The organism is Pseudomonas putida (genome assembly GCF_001976065.1).
GTDB classification, from domain to species: Bacteria; Pseudomonadota; Gammaproteobacteria; order Pseudomonadales; family Pseudomonadaceae; genus Aquipseudomonas; species Aquipseudomonas serbica.
On record NZ_MNAH01000002.1, the window covers coordinates 1,025,770 to 1,042,609 of the forward strand.

At 60.3% G+C, this 16,840-nt stretch carries 15 protein-coding genes and 1 pseudogene; 12 read left to right on the forward strand and 4 right to left on the reverse strand.

The features are described from left to right. Nucleotides 1-71: 71 nt before the first annotated feature. From BKX96_RS11050 to BKX96_RS11060, 3 genes are all read left to right on the forward strand, one after another. Nucleotides 72-2,009, forward strand: coding sequence for a DNA topoisomerase III (locus tag BKX96_RS11050; protein WP_077183854.1), 1,938 nt, complete (start codon nt 72-74; stop codon nt 2,007-2,009). A 244-nt stretch (nt 2,010-2,253) separates the two neighbouring features. Next, nucleotides 2,254-3,993 carry a dipeptidase gene (locus tag BKX96_RS11055; protein WP_077183856.1) on the forward strand — a complete coding sequence of 580 codons (1,740 nt, stop codon included), beginning with the start codon at nt 2,254-2,256 and terminating at the stop codon, nt 3,991-3,993. Nucleotides 3,994-4,418: 425 nt separating this feature from the next. Next, nucleotides 4,419-4,979, forward strand: coding sequence for a lipid-binding SYLF domain-containing protein (locus tag BKX96_RS11060; protein WP_046817387.1), 561 nt, complete (start codon nt 4,419-4,421; stop codon nt 4,977-4,979). A gap of 195 nt (nt 4,980-5,174) precedes the next feature. On the opposite strand, the gene BKX96_RS11065 is transcribed toward BKX96_RS11060, so the two are convergent. Together BKX96_RS11065 and BKX96_RS11070 are read right to left on the reverse strand one after the other, a co-directional pair. Continuing rightward, a complete protein-coding gene (locus BKX96_RS11065; RefSeq protein ID WP_077183858.1) occupies nt 5,175-5,603 on the reverse strand; it encodes an MAPEG family protein in 429 nt (142 codons plus the stop codon). Next, nucleotides 5,600-5,914 carry a DUF2834 domain-containing protein gene (locus tag BKX96_RS11070; RefSeq protein WP_077183859.1) on the reverse strand — a complete coding sequence of 105 codons (315 nt, stop codon included), beginning with the start codon at nt 5,912-5,914 and terminating at the stop codon, nt 5,600-5,602. The genes BKX96_RS11065 and BKX96_RS11070 overlap by 4 nt, the downstream gene beginning before the upstream one ends. A 106-nt stretch (nt 5,915-6,020) precedes the next feature. Here BKX96_RS11070 and BKX96_RS11075 point away from each other — a divergent pair, with 106 nt between their 5' ends. From BKX96_RS11075 to BKX96_RS11100, 6 genes are all read left to right on the forward strand, one after another. Then, nucleotides 6,021-6,845, forward strand: coding sequence for a helix-turn-helix domain-containing protein (locus BKX96_RS11075; RefSeq protein ID WP_077183860.1), 825 nt, complete (start codon nt 6,021-6,023; stop codon nt 6,843-6,845). Nucleotides 6,846-6,976: 131 nt separating this feature from the next. Beyond that, on the forward strand, nt 6,977-7,519 hold the full coding sequence (locus tag BKX96_RS11080; protein WP_077183861.1) for a DinB family protein: 543 nt from the start codon (nt 6,977-6,979) through the stop codon (nt 7,517-7,519). A gap of 194 nt (nt 7,520-7,713) precedes the next feature. Then, entirely contained in the window at nt 7,714-8,664 is a 951-nt protein-coding gene (locus BKX96_RS11085; protein ID WP_077183862.1) for a LysR family transcriptional regulator, read from the forward strand. A 132-nt stretch (nt 8,665-8,796) separates the two neighbouring features. Beyond that, a complete protein-coding gene (gene tcuA / locus BKX96_RS11090; protein WP_077183863.1) occupies nt 8,797-10,251 on the forward strand; it encodes an FAD-dependent tricarballylate dehydrogenase TcuA in 1,455 nt (484 codons plus the stop codon). Next, nucleotides 10,238-11,395 carry a tricarballylate utilization 4Fe-4S protein TcuB gene (gene tcuB, locus BKX96_RS11095; protein ID WP_077183865.1) on the forward strand — a complete coding sequence of 386 codons (1,158 nt, stop codon included), beginning with the start codon at nt 10,238-10,240 and terminating at the stop codon, nt 11,393-11,395. Before tcuA ends, tcuB begins: the two co-directional genes overlap by 14 nt. A gap of 47 nt (nt 11,396-11,442) precedes the next feature. After that, nucleotides 11,443-12,744: an MFS transporter gene (locus BKX96_RS11100; RefSeq protein ID WP_046817379.1), complete on the forward strand. Its 1,302-nt coding sequence runs from the start codon at nt 11,443-11,445 to the stop codon at nt 12,742-12,744. Between the two features lie 2 nt (nt 12,745-12,746). Here the strand turns inward: BKX96_RS11100 and BKX96_RS33515 are convergent. Then, nucleotides 12,747-12,890, reverse strand: a pseudogene (locus BKX96_RS33515) (IS5/IS1182 family transposase); the annotation flags it as partial. Then, on the reverse strand, nt 12,889-13,839 hold the full coding sequence (locus tag BKX96_RS11105) for a LysR family transcriptional regulator (protein ID WP_046817479.1): 951 nt from the start codon (nt 13,837-13,839) through the stop codon (nt 12,889-12,891). The pseudogene BKX96_RS33515 and the gene BKX96_RS11105, both read right to left, overlap by 2 nt. Before the next feature lie 399 nt (nt 13,840-14,238). Between BKX96_RS11105 and BKX96_RS11110 the strand changes: the two genes are divergently transcribed. From BKX96_RS11110 to BKX96_RS11120, 3 genes are all read left to right on the forward strand, one after another. Continuing rightward, nucleotides 14,239-14,568: a DUF485 domain-containing protein gene (locus BKX96_RS11110; RefSeq protein ID WP_046817378.1), complete on the forward strand. Its 330-nt coding sequence runs from the start codon at nt 14,239-14,241 to the stop codon at nt 14,566-14,568. Then, a complete protein-coding gene (locus BKX96_RS11115) occupies nt 14,565-16,214 on the forward strand; it encodes a cation acetate symporter (RefSeq protein ID WP_077183866.1) in 1,650 nt (549 codons plus the stop codon). The genes BKX96_RS11110 and BKX96_RS11115 overlap by 4 nt, the downstream gene beginning before the upstream one ends. Before the next feature lie 181 nt (nt 16,215-16,395). Further along, on the forward strand, nt 16,396-16,840 hold a 445-nt coding region (locus tag BKX96_RS11120), incomplete at its 3' end, for an OprD family outer membrane porin (RefSeq protein ID WP_143512413.1).

A 16,840-nucleotide genomic window follows, 5' to 3' on the forward strand; every position in this document is an offset into this window, starting at 1 on the left:
ATAATGATTGCTCTCGCGCGCGACTCCCGCCATCCTGTGCTCCTCCCGGACACTGATCGACGATGGTGGTTATGCGGCTGTACCTCTGTGAAAAACCTTCCCAGGCCAAAGACATTGCGGCCGTGCTTGGCGCGCGGCGGCGCGGTGATGGCTGCTGGCTGGGAACGGACGTCACGGTGACCTGGTGCATCGGCCACCTGCTGGAGACCGCGCCGCCGGATGCCTATGACGCGCGCTACAAGCGCTGGGTACTGGCCGACCTGCCGATTATTCCCGACAAGTGGAAAATGACCGTCAAGCCGCGCACCGCCAGTCAATACAAGGCGGTCAAGCGCCTGCTCGGCGAAGCGTCCGAGCTGGTGATTGCCACGGACGCCGACCGCGAGGGCGAGATGATCGCCCGGGAACTGGTGGAACATTGCCGCTATCGCGGGCCAATCCAGCGCTTGTGGCTATCGGCGCTGGACGATGCCTCGATCCGCAAGGCCCTGGCCGCGCTCCGGCCCGGTGCGCAGACCTTCAGCCTCTATCATTCGGCGCTGGGGCGCTCTCGGGCCGACTGGCTGATCGGCATGAACATGAGCCGGCTGTTCACCTTGCTGGGACGCCAGTCGGGGTACCAGGGCGTGTTACCGGTCGGCCGGGTGCAGACGCCGACCCTGCGCCTGGTGGTAGACCGCGATCGCAGCATCGCCGACTTCGTGCCCGTGCCCTACTGGGCTGTCGAGGTGCAGTTGCTGCACGACGGCAGCACCTTCACCGCGCAATGGCGGGCGGCGTCCGACGTCTGCGACGACCAGGACCGCTGCCTCAACCAGGCACTGGCGCAACGGGCAGCGGCGGCCATGCGCGCCGCCGACAGCGCCAGGGTCATCAAGCTGCGCACCGAGCGCATGCGCGAAGTGGCGCCGCTGCCCTTCGATCTCGGCACCTTGCAGGAGGTCTGCTCGAAAAAGCTCGGGCTCGGTGCCCAGGAAACCCTCGACATCGCCCAGGCGCTCTACGAAACCCACAAGGTCATCACCTACCCGCGCAGCGACTGCGGTTACCTGCCCCTCAGCCAGCACAGCGAAGCACCGGGCATCCTGGCAGCACTGCGCCAGGCCGACCCGGCACTGGACGCCTTGCAAGACTACCTGGAACCCCAGCGCCGTTCACGGGCCTGGAACGATGCCAAGGTCAGCGCGCACCACGGCATCATCCCCACCGCCGCGGCGAAGAACCTCGATCGCCTGGTGGGCAAGCAGCGCGCGGTCTACACCCTGATCCGCGCCCGTTACCTGGCGCAGTTCCTGCCCAATCACGAATTCGATCGCACCCAGGCCGACTTCGACTGCGCCGGCGAGGCCTTGCGTGCCGTTGGCAAGCAAATCGTCGAACCGGGCTGGAAACGCGCCCTGCCCGAAGCCCTTGCGCCGGCCAAGGGCCGCGAGGTACCTGCCCCGCAAACCCTGCCCAGCCTCAGGGAAGGGCTCGATTGCGCGGTGGCCGACGTGTTACTCAAGGACCTCTGGACCCAACCGCCCAAACCGTTCACCGAGGGTGACCTGATCAAGGCCATGAAGAACGTCGCCAAGCTGGTGGAAGATCCCTTGCTCAAGCAGAAGCTCAAGGACACCACCGGCATCGGCACCGAAGCGACCCGCGCCTCGATCATCCAGGGCCTGCTCGACCGTGGCTACCTGATCAAGAACGGCAAGGCGCTGGCGGCGACCCCGGCCGCTTTCAGCTTGATCGATGCCGTCCCGCGCGCCATTGCCGACCCGGGCACCACAGCTATCTGGGAGCAGGCCTTGGACATGGTGCAAAGCGGGGAAATGAGCCTGGACGAGTTCGTCACCAAACAGGCGGCCTGGATGAGCAAGCAAGTCAGTCGCTGCGCCGGCCTGAGCCTGACCATCAGCGGCCCGGCCAGCCCTGCCGGGCGCGGTGCCACGCCGTGGAAAAACAAACGCAAGCCGGCCAAGCGCAAGCCCGCGCCCAAACGCACAACAAAAGCTCCTGTGTAGGAGCTGGCTTGCCAGCGATAGCGGAGGTAGAAACGACATAAATGTCGCCTTACGCCCCATCGCCATCAATACCAACCAACCCTTAAACATCTTTTTCGTTTCTGCGCCGCTTTTGCATTTCTGTGCGACAGATCCCACTTCAGAGGCTCCCCCATCCCCCCTTAGCAGTGTAAGTTTGCAGATCTTTCTGATTAAACGATCAGATATTTCCTACAAACCCACCTGCAAAGGAATGCCTCCAGCAATGGACTTTTCACTCAAGCACCTGGCCGCGGCCACCCTGATGTTCGCCAGCCTGTCGTCGTTCACCACTGCTGCCCAAGCCAACATCACCCCGCAACAGAGCGCGATCATCCTCAAGACCTTCAGTGATGAGTCGGTCACCGATTTCCGGCAGTTCCTGACGAGCCTGGCCAAGAGCGATGTCGCTAAAACCTCTGACCTCGGCCCGGCCATCAGTGCCTTCCAGGACAACAAGACGCTGACGCCTGGACAGCAAAACGAAATCCACCGCCTGCTTGGCCTCTATACCCGGATCAAGTACGGCAGCGCGGCCACCGAAACCCTGCGTGAACTGGTGGCCATCCCCACCGTGCGCGTGGACGGCGTCGCCCAGCACGACAATCCCGAGTTCATCAGGATCGCCGAGAAGATCAAGGGCCTGGCCCAGGCATTCAACCTGAGCTTTCGCAACATCGACAACCGCGTCTATGAAATCTCCCTGGAAGGCACCGGCGATGAAGTCGTGGGCATTCACGCCCATGCCGACGTGGTGCCGGTGACGCCAGAGAACTGGGTATTGCAGGACGGCACCCGGCTCGACCCGTTCAAGGTCACCCTGGTTGGCGACCGTATGTATGGTCGGGGTACCGAGGACGACAAGAACGGCATCGTGGTCGCGCTCTACGCCATGAAAGTCATCAAGGAAGAGAAACTGCCGCTGGCCAGGAACTTCAAGCTGCTGGTCGACACCACCGAGGAAACCACTGGCGACGCCATTCCCTACTATTTCCAACGCAACCCCACGCCCAACTACAACCTGGCGCTCGATGGCGGGTACCCGGTGGTGATCGCCGAGAAAGGCTATGGCACCGTCATGGCCAGCTTCGCCAAGCGCCAGGGTCAGGGCAACGGCGCCGAAATCACCTCGATGACCGGCGGCCTGGCTACCAACCAGATTCCGTCGACCTCGGTCGCCACCCTGCTGATAGACAAACCCGCCGAGCTGGCCGCCAGCCTGCAAAAGGCCGGCTCCGAGTACGCCAAGCGCAATGGCGGCAACTTTGAGGTCACCGCCAAGGTTGACGGCAAAGATGTCAAGCTGACCGTCACCGGCGTGTCCGCCCACTCCTCCGAGCCCGAGTCCGGCGTCAACCCGGTGGCCAGGATGCTCGACTTCATCAACAGCCTCGACGGCAAGGTCGCGCTCAAGCACAACCACATCACTGACGCGGCGCGCTACGCTGCCGACAACTGGGGGCTGGACTACCTGGGCGGCAAACTGGGGGTGGGCTTCTCCGATGAGTTCATGGGCCCGTTGACCACCTCCCTGACCTACGTCGGGATGGATGAAAAAGCCTTCAAGCTCGCGGTCAACCTGCGCGTGCCGAAGGGCAAGTCGCCGCAAACGCTGAAATCAGAAATTGCCACCAAGCTCGATGCCTGGAGCAAGCAGAGCAAAATCGCCCCGGCGTTGGACTACTCCATCGCCGAGCCGATGTACCGCAACCCCGAGGGCGAATGGGTCAAGGCTTTGCTCGCCGTGGCCAGCGAAAACCTCGGCATGCAGCACAAGTTCGGCACCTCCGCCGGCGCCACCTCGGTGCATGAACTACCTAATGGCGTGCAGTTCGGCCTGGCCATGCCGGACGTCAAGTACACCGGTCACAACGACAACGAGTTCAAGACCACTGAGCAGTTCCTGCTCGACCTGCAGATCGTGACCGAAATGATGGGCCGCATCGGGCAGTTGCCGAAACTCTGACCCACCTGGCGCCCCTGCCGTTCTGGTGGGGGCGCTGCGTCGCGGTCGGCTGTACATAGTCATTCCGTTTGTTCGGGCGGATCGACAGGTTACTGGGTTTGCGGTGTGGCCGTCCCGTAGGCAACGGCGCACGGTCCTGTGGCTTTCAAGAAGTAACCTTGAACACGCTTAAACAAGCATTTTCAAGCGAGGCTTGATGCCCTTGCTGCTAATACTGATGCCAAGCGAACGCCAGCGATGAACGCCGCCATCACTCAGTGGTCACAACAAGTGATGGCATCGCAACTGATCACTTGTACCACTCAGCCGCGACGCTTGCATTCCACACATTCCAGGGTGCGCCGGATAACGTTCAGTGGGTTCGGTTCCTGTCTGAAACAGGTGCTGACTGCTGCCATCCAATGCTCCCTTATCGGAGTACGCAAATGACTCAATCAATACGGTTGTTCCTGACGGCCTGGCTTGCGGTTGCCGCGCTGGCATCGGCCAGTTTCCTGAACACGGCAGGCGCCGCCACTGCCGAGGACCTCAACACCGACTCCCGGCAAGCGCTGCAAACGCTGTACAAGACCAACCCCACATCCGAATCCATCTCGCAAAAAGCCAAGGCCGTGCTGGTCTTCCCGAAAATCATCAAGGCGGGCCTGGTGTTTGGCGGCAGCTACGGCGAAGGTGTCTTGTTCAAGGGCAACAAAGCCGTTGACTACTACAACTCGGTCGGCGGCTCCTGGGGCTTGCAGGCAGGCGCCCAGTCCTATGGTTATGTGGTGTTCCTGATGACCGACAAGGCAGTGAAATACATCACCGAAACCAAAGGCTGGGAAATCGGCGTAGGGCCAACGGTGGTCGTGGTGGACGAAGGGGTTGCCAAGAACCTGTCCAGTTCAACGCTGAAGGACGACGCCTACGCGTTCATCTTCGACCAGCAAGGCTTGATGGCCGGGATCAGTATCGAAGGGACGAAGATTTCCTTGATCAAACGCTGAAACCGGCAGTTCAGTGGAATGGCAGCCGGGCCTGTGGAGGTGGTTTATCCATCAGGCAAGGCTGCCACTCGGTCCTGGCAACACGTGACACCGCCCCGCCGCCTGGCACGCGGTGATTGACCGAGTGCCAGGGCGCCCTCGCCCTTTATCGGGCCCTCCCTACAGTCAACGAACGCAAAGCCATGGCCCGTCCGATCATGGCATCACCACGTTAATGGTGATCGTCGTGCACAAGCCCAAGAGACACATGATCCCGACACCATAGAACAGGGTGCGCCAAGGCTGGACGCCCTTGAGGTATGCCAACGTGTGCAGGACTCTGGCGAGGGTGAACACAACGCTTAACCATGCCGTGATGCAAGCAGGTGCATTCATGGCAATGGCGAGCCCGCCCAGCGCGAAGAATGCCGGAATGCTTTCCAGGTCGTTCGTCCAGGCCCTTGCCGCGCGAGTCACTTGCGCAAGCTCGTTTTCACGAGCGATTCGATTGAAAACGGCGGCGTCCTCTGTGTTCGTGAATGCCCTGAAGCGTATGCGCAAGAAGCCCTGGTAACAGGAGATCGCGAACATCTTGAGGAACAGCACAACCACGCAGAGTGCGTAGACGGTCATCGCACTGGTCATGCCTGGCGCGCCCTGTCAGAGCCTTTGACCACGAGGTAAAGCAACGGCCCCACGGAAACGAATACAGCAGTCAGTATCAGGTAGGGAAGCAGGCCAATGAGTGAACCACCTCGCGATCGGTTGTCTTTCGCCATCCCAATGCAGGCCAGCGCTGCCATAAGGTACAAGTCGATGACCAACTGGGCAGTGTCAGGTCGGGAAATCAGCTCACGCCCAAAGGCCAACAGCGACTGCTCAGCATTGAGCATCGTCCAGCCGGTATACATCGAAAAGAGCACCAGCGATGCCAGTGCAATGAGGCGAAGTACCATAGTCCTGTCCTTGGTAGGGTTTCCTGGCACAGTAGTGGTAGGGTTGCTGGCGCTCAATGACCTGTGAGGTCATTGAAGCCAGGCACAAGGACGTCAAAGGCGAAGCATGAGCAATCACCTGTTCCATCATAAACATCCCCCGCCAGCCACATCGGCGGGCCAGCACTTGCGCCAGCTGCGTCGGCAGGCAGGGCTAAGCCAGCTCGATCTTGCACTCATGGCCGGGGTTTCGCAGCGCCACCTCAGTTGCGTTGAAACAGGCCGCGCCAAGGCGAGCACCAGTACTTTGCACGCCATACTTTCGGCCCTTGGGGCGCCGCTGGATCACTGCAACGAAGTCTTTCTTGCCGCTGGGTACGCGCCTCGCTACGCCGCAACGTCGCTCGATGCACCCGCCCTGGAAATGGTCCACACGGCCATCGATCACATCCTGCGTGCGAACAATCCGGCGCCTGCCATCGTTATCGACAGCAACTGGGATATCACTGCTGCGAACGTGAGCACGGGGCTACTGTTGGCGATGGCGGGGGTGGCGCAGGACGTGGCGCCAGGTTTCAATCTGCTGGAAACACTGCTCTGCCCCGGCGGGCTCGGTGATCGGTTGGCCAATGCACAGGAGATTCGCGCTGCTGCGTGGCAGCGCGCCTCCAGAGAGTCAGTCGGCAATCCAGCGCTCGCAAAGCGCTTGCGCAACCTGCCAGCTCCAGCCATTGCCTTGCAGACACCCGCTGCCAGCCCTTTGCTGCTGACCCGTGTGTGCACCCCGGATGGAGAGTTGAGCTTTCTCTCAACCTTCACTACCTTCGGCATGCCCCTGGACATCACCGTGGAGTCGCTGCGAATCGAACATTTGATACCTGCCGATGTGATGACCAGGTGCAGGATGATGCAAGCCTTCGAAGATTGGAACGCGGATGGCGGCCAATCATGAGTGGCCGCCATCGAGCCGAGCAGCCGCTCACGTGTCTATCAAGTCAGGGGCGATTCAAAAAGCCCTTCTCTAGAATGGCCCCCAGGTGAGCGGGGATCGCTTGCCAGGTTTTCACTCAAAGGATGAACACGATGGGCCGCACCAACCATATCTGCCTGATGGCGAACTATAACGATTGGATGAACGCAAAGGTTTATGAGGCGGCCAGAAGCCTGACAGATGAAGAGCTGTCAGTGGACAGGAAAGCATTCTTTGGTTCTATTCTCGGGACGTTGAACCACCTGGTGGCCGGGGACACTATCTGGCTAAAGCGATTTGCCAAGCACCCAGCGAATTACTTGGCTCTGGAGCCGATTCGACAGCTCCCTGCCCCCCAAAGCCTCGATCAGTCACTGCTCTCGAATATCCGAGAACTTTCGGCACATCGCGTTTGGCTCGATCAGGTAATTGTCGAGTGGTCTCGCTCGATCACAGAGTCGGATCTGGATTACACGCTCAATTACACAAGCATGAATGGAACCCCCGCTGACAAGAACTTTTATGGCTTGGTCATGCATTTCTTCAACCACCAGACCCATCACCGAGGCCAAGTTACGACTTTGCTGTCACAAGGTGGTGTCGATGTAGGCGATACTGATCTGGTCCTCCTCATTCCTTCCGAGTCCCATACATAATCTAATAATCAGCACTAGCTGGTCGCAGGCCACAGTGTCGATGACACCTTCGAGTCAACGGCTACCCGTCCTCGACGACGCGCACGCGCTTAACGATCAACCCAAACCTGCGACAATGCTGCCTCTTCGGGCCTGGTAACTTGCGTGGCAAACGTTCAGGTATTTGAATAACAGATTCGCGAGGAGCCGCCACATTGGAATTGAGACAACTGCGCTATTTCGTAAAAATCATCGAGCTTGGCAGCCTGGGACGTGCGGCACTTGAACTGGACGTTGGCGTGTCAGCCCTCAGTCAGCAAATCTCCAAACTGGAAAGCGAACTGTGCACCCGCCTCCTGAATCGAACCTCTACCGGCGTGACACCCACTAGCGCCGGATTTGCGTTTCTACACCATGCCCAATTGACGCTACGCCAGGCGGAAAATGCCATCATGGCCGCTCATCGCGGGCGAATGAGCGGTTATGTCAGCGTCGGCTTGCCGCCGACTACCGCAACAGTGCTCGCGTTGCCGTTGATCAACGCAATGCGTGCGCGTTATCCGGACATACAACTGCATTTGGTGGAAATGCTATCCGGCCACTTGGCGGCGCAACTCAACGCACGGCAAATTGATCTGGCCATCCTGTTCCAGCTCGAAGGGGGTAAACGCTGGAGCGTGACGCCTCTGTTGGATGAAAAGCTCTTTGTCATTGCCTCGCCCAGCCTGCCACAGGCGCCTTCTGGTGAAAGCGTGCAGTTAGCCGACCTTGGCGGCCTGCCGCTGGTGATGCCCAGCGCGCAACATGGATTGCGCACGGCATTGATGAGCGCGTTCGAGCGGGTCGGGCTAACACCCAATGTCATTATGGAAGTCGACGGTCTGGCTGTGTTGATGAACGCCGTTCGGGCAGGTCATGCAGCAACGATACAACCGGGGGCGGCCGCTGCATTGAAGGACAGGTCCGGACTTTCAGTGATCAGGATTGCCGATCCCCATGTGGGCCGGCGTAATCTTCTGGCGACGCTGGCTGACGACGAACTTTCTCCGGCGGCGCTGGCAACGCGGTTGGTCATCGTCGATGTGGCGCGACAGCTGGTCGTCGACAGACAATGGCCTGGCGCTACGTGGATAGAAGGGGTAGACGTGTCATCCTCCTTCACCTGACGACCAAGCCTTTAGAAAAACTAAACACCCCGCGTCAAAAGCAGCCTTTCGACCATTCCTTCCCCACCCTATCGTTCTCCCCACTCGCAAGGAGCACTTCGTTCCCGCTTCCTTGCAAATCGAGGAGCGATAATGATCGATGTCTTAATCATAGGGGGTGGCAACGCTGCCTTGTGCGCCGCGCTGATGGCGCGAGAAGCGGGCGCCAGCGTGATGCTGCTGGAAGCCTCGCCGAAAATCTGGCGCGGTGGCAACTCCCAACACACCCGTAACCTGCGGTGCATGCACGATGAACCGCAGGACGTGCTGATCGATGCCTATCCGGAAGAAGAATATTGGCAAGACCTGCTGAAGGTCACCGGTGGCCTTACGAATGAAAAGCTTGCACGCATTGCCATTCGCGCATCGTCTTCTTGCCGCGATTGGATGCGTTCACACGGCGTGCATTTTCAGCCACCGCTGTCCGGCGCGCTGCACGTGGCACGGACCAATGCATTTTTCATGGGCGGCGGCAAAGCGCTGGTCAATGCCTATTTCCGCAGCGCCGAGCGCCTGGGTGTAAAAGTTCGCTACAACGCGCAAGTGACCGACATCGAGTTGGATGAGGGGAAATTCGTCGCCGCCCATGTGGGCGAACATGAGATCGATGGTCAGCGTTTCGCCGCCGAACGCATTGAAGCCCGGGCCTGCGTGTTGGCGGCCGGCGGTTTCGAATCCAACCGAGAGTGGCTGCGCGAAGCGTGGGGTCAGAACGAACGCGGTGAATGGCCATCGGACAATTTCCTGATCCGGGGCACCCGATTCAACACCGGCATTTTGCTACGGCGCATGCTCGACCTTGGCGCCGATGTGATCGGCGATCCGACGCAAGCACACATGGTCGCGATTGATGCCCGTGCGCCACTCTACGACGGCGGCATCTGCACCCGAATCGACTGCGTATCGCTGGGTGTGGTGGTCAATCGTGATGGCGAACGCTTCTACGACGAAGGTGAGGATTTCTGGCCAAAACGGTATGCGATCTGGGGACGTCTGGTGGCCGGACAACCCGGTCAGCAGGCGTATTCGATCATCGATCAACAAGCCATCGGCCGCTTCATGCCGCCGGTCTTTCCCGGCACCACCGCCAATACTCTGCAAGACCTTGCCCGCCAGTTGAAGCTGCCTCAAGAAAAATTCGTCAAGACGGTCGAGGACTACAACAGCGCCTGCCGCGTTGGCACGTTCGATCACACGGCGTTGGACGACTGCCACACCCAAGGACTGATGCCCGCCAAAACCCATTGGGCGCGGCCATTGGTGAAACCACCTTTCTACGCCTACCCGCTTAAACCGGGTGTCACGTTCACCTACCTCGGCCTCGCCACCGACGAAACCGCTGCCGTGCATTTCAACGGCAAGGCGAGCCCCAACCTGTTCGTCGCGGGAGAAATGATGGCCGGCAATGTTCTGGGCAAGGGCTACACCGCCGGCATCGGCATGGCCATCGGTACCGCGTTTGGCCGCATCGCCGGTGTGCAGGCGGCCGCTTCGGTGGGCTTTGGCGTTTCATCTGCAAACACGGAGTCTCGACATGCAACTGTTTGATCCCCAAGCGTCGGGCGGGTTGATCCCGGTGTTGAACCTTGACGAAAGTGAAGTCCAGCGGCAGATGACTATCTGCAATGCCTGTCGTTATTGCGAAAGCTTTTGCGCGGTATTTCCGGCGATGACCCGGCGCCTGGAATTCACTCAGGCCGACATCCATTACCTGGCGAACCTGTGCCATAACTGCGGCGCGTGCCTGCACGCCTGTCAGTACGCCGCCCCACACGAATTCGACGTCAACATTCCCAAAGCCATGGCCAAAGTGCGCCTGGATACCTACGCCGAATACGCCTGGCCGCCCGTGATGGGCAGGTTGTATCAGCGCAACGGCCTGACCCTGGCGCTGGCTTCCGGTGGGGGACTGGCCTTGTTTTTATGCCTGACCCTGATGCTCATGGGCAACCTGTTCACGGCCATTCCCGGGGGCAACTTCTACAGGATTTTCCCGCATAACACCCTGGCGCTGATGTTCGGCTCAGTGTTCGGCTTTGCGGTCCTTGCCCTGACCATGGGGGTACGGCGCTTCTGGCGCAACGTTTCACCGGTCGCAACGCCACTGCCGTTGAAAACGTCCGCTGCACTGGAGGCTACGGCCAACGTCGCGAAGCTCAAATACCTGGACGGCGGCCATGGCGAAGGCTGCAACAACGCCGACGATCAATTCACCTTGTGGCGCCGCCGATTCCACCACCTCACCTTCTACGGCTTCATGCTGTGCTTGGCCGCCACCGGTGTCGCCACGCTCTTTCACTATCTGCTGAAGTGGTCGGCGCCTTATCCGGTCTTCAGCTTGCCGGTGATGTTGGGGATTGCCGGTGGCATCGGCCTGTTGATCGGCCCGGCGGGTCTGCTTTGGCTGAACCTGCGTCGCAACCCTGCGCACGGCGATGAGAACCAAAAACCCATGGATCGCGGCTTCATTGCCCTGCTGTTTCTGGTCAGCGCAAGCGGCCTGGCGCTACTGGCTTTGCGCGAAACCAGCGCCTTGGGCTTGATGTTGGCTATCCATCTCGGCCTGGTCATGGCGTTTTTCTTGACCATGCCCTACAGCAAATTCGCCCACGGAATCTTCCGCAGCGCAGCGCTGCTCAAACACGCCATCGAGAAGCGTCAACCCAACCCGATCAACGCCGGCAGCGACTGACGCTTAAAGCACTCATTCCAAAAACAATAGTGAGCATAACGGTAGCCATGATGAAAACGACAACGGCAACAACCCGAGCCAAGGGGTCCAAATTGGGCGCCATTTTGCGGGTCACCAGCGGTAATTTTCTCGAGCAGTTCGACTTCTTTCTGTTCGGGTTCTACGCGACCTACATCTCCCAGACCTTCTTTCCAGCCACCAGCGAGTTTGCCTCGTTGATGATGACCTTCGCGGTCTTCGGCTCCGGATTCCTCATGCGTCCGTTAGGCGCCATTGTGCTGGGGGCGTACATCGACAAGGTGGGCCGTCGCAAGGGGCTGATCGTGACGCTGTCGATCATGGCCGCCGGTACCGTATTGATCGCCCTGGTGCCGGGCTATGCCACCATCGGCGTGGCAGCACCGATTCTGGTGTTGTTGGGCAGGCTGCTCCAGGGCTTCTCCGCCGGCGCGGAAATGGGCGGTGTTTCCGTGTATCTGGCGGAAATTTCCACCCCCGGGCACACCGGTTTCTACACCAGTTGGCAATCGGCCAGCCAACAGGTGGCGATCGTCGTCGCGGCGGCGTTGGGCTACACGATCAATGCCACGATGCAAGCCGCTGAGATCGCCGATTGGGGCTGGCGTATTCCGTTCTTCATTGGCTGCGTGATCATCCCGTTCATTTTCATTATTCGCCGCTCACTGGAAGAAACCGCTGCCTTCACTGCTCGCAGCCATCGTCCAACCACTCGCGAAGTGTTTCGCTCGATGCGTGACAACTGGCGCACCGTACTGGCGGGCGGCTTGCTGGCGTCCATGACCACCACCACCTTCTACCTGATTACGGTCTACACACCGACGTTTGGCAGGACAGTACTGAACCTGAGCACCACCGACAGCCTGGCGGTCACACTGCTGGTCGGTATCAGCAACTTTATCTGGCTGCCCATCGGCGGCGCCCTCTCCGACCGCATTGGCCGTCGGCCACTGTTGCTGGCGATATCGTTGCTGTGCATCTTCACCGCCTATCCCGCCATGCACTGGCTGGCCGAGGCGGCGAGTTTCGAACGACTGCTCGCTGTTCTGCTGTACTTCTCATTCTTCTTTGGCATTTACAACGGCGCCATGGTCGCGGCACTGACCGAAGTCATGCCACAGAACGTGCGGGTGGTCGGGTTTTCACTGGCCTTCAGTTTGGCCACCGCGGTGTTTGGCGGTTTTACCCCGGCCATCTCGACGCTGCTTGTCCAGGCCACCGGTGACAAGGCATCACCTGCCTACTGGCTGATGTTCGCGGCGGTGTGCGGGTTCACGGCGACGACCATCCTGTATCGCCGGCAAAAAGCTTTGGCAGTCAAAACCGTTTAGCTGTCGCGGTCGGAACCGACGTTGGTCACCTCGTGCGCGACGATCAGACGGTGCTGCATGTCGATCGCTGTCTGCACGTTGTAACCAACGATTTCGGTGCCGCGCATCATCATGGAGCGGGCGTCCGGATCGGTCAGTGAGACCTCAAGGTGACGGCAGGTAAGCCATCGCGCGCGTCTCGCCCATCAGCAGCGAACGATTGAGTTCCGCGCAGGCGCGCAGGTAGTCGGCGACCAGGGTGATCCGCTTGAGCTTGCGCAGATCCTCGCTGTAGTACATCCAGAACTGTCGAGTGACCTCCACCTGGTCCGGCAGCACTTCACACAGGCGCGGGTCGGGCCCCGCGAGAAAGCAGGGAAGGATGGCCAACGCACGCCCTTCCAGCGCCGCATGGTACTGGGAGACTACGCTGGTGCTGCGCAGGCGGCTTTGTGCGCCGGGCAGCAGGTCGTTCAGGTAGAGCAGCTTGAAACTGAAGGCCAGATCCTCGACATAGGTCACGAACGGGTGACTCGCCAGATCCTCGCTACGGGTGATCGGCGGATGATTGGCCAGGTACTCTGGAGTCGCATACAGGCGCAAGCGATAGTCGCACAGACGCGAACACACGTACGGTCCGCGCTCAGGCCGCTCCAGGGTGATGGCAATATCCGCCTCGCGCCGTGACAGGTTGACGAAGTGCGGAACCGGCAAAATGTCCACGGAGATGTGCGGATAGTGAATGATGAAGTGACTCATCTGCGTGGTGATGAAGCAGGAGCCGAAGGCTTCGGTACAGCCGATGCGCAGGTGCCCGGCGAGCCCCCCGGTGGTTCCCGAAACCTCCCCGCAAGCTGCCAGTAGCGTACTTTCCAGTGTTTCAGCGTGACTGATCAGACGCTGCCCCTCGACAGTCATGACGAATCCCGAAGTTCGGGACTTCTCGAAAAGCAGCGCGCCAAGACTTTGCTCAAGGGCACGGATGCGCCGCGACACCGTGGTGTAATCCACCCCCAAACGACGTGCTGCGCCACTCGCGGTGCGAGCGCGGGCGACCTCGAGGAAGAAACGCATATCGTCCCAATTCACGTGAGATTGCGTTGTGCGTTTTTGCATATTCATCAGGCTTTTCCGCCAATTCTTATTGGAAATTAGCCAACATATACTCGCATTCAGCCTGGCTTGACCAGCATCGTTTCTCAACCGGAAAAGCCCCGATTTCAAACAGGGCCAACGGCCTGGATGCAGGGTAAAAACACTGCTTTCAAGCCGAAAAAGGCATCTGCACGGCAGCGCAATCACTGCCATTTTCGCCCCCGCCGAGGGCTCATACGGCGGGTTACCTTTCGGCGCCACACCCATGGCATTTCAACCTTCCCTCGCCTTCGGAAGATCGCCAGGGCAGCAATGACTCCAGCAGCATTCAGGCGATGTCCCGCATCGGGTCGTCGCCCGGGTACCCGTACGCCCCTGAAAAGGCCGGCAAACAACAACAATTAAAAGCGGAGCCTCACTATGACGATTGACCATCCGAACCATGTCCAGACCTGCGCCCAAGTCAGGGCCAATCCCAAGTTCCAGCACCTCACTCGCCAGCGCGCGCTGCTGGCCTGGTCACTGAGCGGCGCAGTCCTGACCGTCTATTACAGCTTCATCATGGTAGTGGCGTTCGCCCCTGCCTGGTTGCACTTGCCACTGTACGACGGCAGTCACCTCAGCCTCGGTATGCCAATTGGCGTGGCAATCATCTTGCTGTCCTGGTTGCTCACCGCCTGGTACGTGCACACCGCCAACACACGCTTCGACGCGCTCAGCGCGCAGATCCTTCAGGAGACCCGCGCATGAAACGCCTGCCCGCCCTCCTCGCCCTTTGCCCCCTGCTGGTCAACGCCGACACCATCACCGCGCAGAAGCAACCGCTCAATCTGCATGCCATCGGCATGTTCTTCGTTTTCGTCCTCGCCACTTTGCTGATCACTTGGTGGGCGTCCCGCCGTACACGCTCCGCTGCCGATTTCTACAGCGCCGGTGGCGGTATCACCGGTTTCCAGAATGGCCTGGCTATCGCTGGTGACTACATGTCGGCGGCCACTTTGCTGGGCCTCTCGAGCCTGGTGTTCACCAGGGGCTATGACGGCTTCATCTACATCATTGGCTTCTTCGTAGGCTGGCCCATCGTCACCTTCCTGATGGCCGAGCGCCTGCGCAACCTGGGCCGCTACACTTTCGCCGACATTGTCTCTTTCCGCCTGGATCAGACGCGCGTGCGCAGCTTCGCCGCCCTCGGCTCGTTGACGGTGGTGTGCTGCTACCTGGTGGTGCAGATGGTCGGCGCCGGCCAGTTGATCAAGCTGCTGTTCGGCCTCGACTATCGCACGGCGGTGGTTGTGGTCGGCTTGCTGATGCTGGTCTACGTGATCTTCGGCGGCATGCTCGCCACCACCTGGGTGCAAATCACCAAGGCCGTACTGCTATTGGCGGGCGGCACGACCCTGATGCTGATGGCCCTGAGCCGCTTCGGTTTCAGCTTCGAGACGCTGTCGGCCCAAGCTGTTGCAGTGCATGCCAGCGGCGCGCAGATCATGGGCCCGGGCACCTTGCTGGCCGACCCGATCAACGCGGTGTCACTGTCCCTTGGCCTGGTTTTCGGCATCGCCGGCCTGCCGCACATCCTGATGCGTTTCTTCACCGTGCCCAATGCCAAGGAGGCGCGTAAATCAGTACTGTTCGCCACGGTGTTCATCGGCTTCTTCTTCCTCGTGGTCTGCATCCTGGGCTATACCGCCATCGTCATCGTCGGGACTGACCCGCAGTACTACGTCGACGGCAAGCCAGGCGGCGCCATGATCGGCGGCGGCAACATGGTGGCCATGCACTTGGCCAAGGCGGTGGGCGGCAACCTGTTTCTCGGGTTCCTCTCCGCCGTAGCCTTCGCCACCATCCTGGCCGTGGTTGCCGGCCTGGCCCTGGCCGGCGCCTCGGCGATTTCTCACGATCTGTACGCCTCAGTCCTGAAGAAGGGCAAGGCCGACGAGAAGCAGGAAATGCGCGTATCACGCATTGCCACTGTCTGCCTGGGCATTGTCGCGATCTCCCTGGGCATTCTGTTCGAGGGCCAGAACATTGCCTTCCTGGTCGGTTTGACGTTCGGCATAGCCGCCTCTGCAAATTTCCCTGTACTGATCATGGCCATGTACTGGGGTAGCCTGACCACCCGTGGTGCCCTCTATGGCGGTTTGACCGGCCTGGTCAGCGCCCTGGCGCTGGTCATCGGTTCGCCGTCTGTGTGGGTCGGTGTGTTGGGCCACGCCCAGGCGATCTTCCCCTACGACCAACCGGCACTGTTCTCCATGCCTTTAGCCTTCCTGGTCATCGTGGTGGTGTCCAGGCTGGACCGCAGCGAGCGCGCCGACCGTGAACGCGCTGCCTATGCCGATCAGTTCGTCCGCGCCCAGACCGGCCTGGGCGCTGCCATGGCCAGCAGTCACTAGCGCTGCCGTTTTACGGGTCTATGCCCCGAGCGCGAGTGCGCCCCTTAGCGTCGCGCTTTTTTACTCCCCCCTGCTCCGCCTGGCGCAGGGCACCTTCAACGAGCCTTCCCGCCACTGGCCCCGATCAGTGCGGGATCGGCTTGCTCATAACAACACTTCTTCTAATAACAAGAGACAAGCAATGAAACCCACCCTCATCATCCTGTTCCTGGCCGGCAGCAGCCTGGCCTCCCAAGTCCACGCAAGCTTCCTCGCAGACAGCAAAGCCAGCCTGGAACTGCGCAACTTTTACTTCAACCGAGATTATCGTCAGACCAACGCAGCCCAATCCAAACAAGAGGAATGGGCCCAGGGCTTGCTGCTGCGCTATGAGTCTGGCTTTACCGAAGGTCTGGTCGGCGTCGGTTTCGACGCCATCGGCCTGCTCGGCGTAAAACTCGACTCCAGCCCCGATCGCGCCGGTTCCGGCCTGCTCAAACGCCACAGCGACACACGCAAGGGTGCCCAGGACGAATACGGCGAACTGGGCCTGACCGCCAAGCTGCGCGCCTCCAAAAGCACGCTCAAGCTCGGCACGCTGCTGCCCAAGCTGCCGACGGTATTGGCCAACGACTCACGGCTGCTGC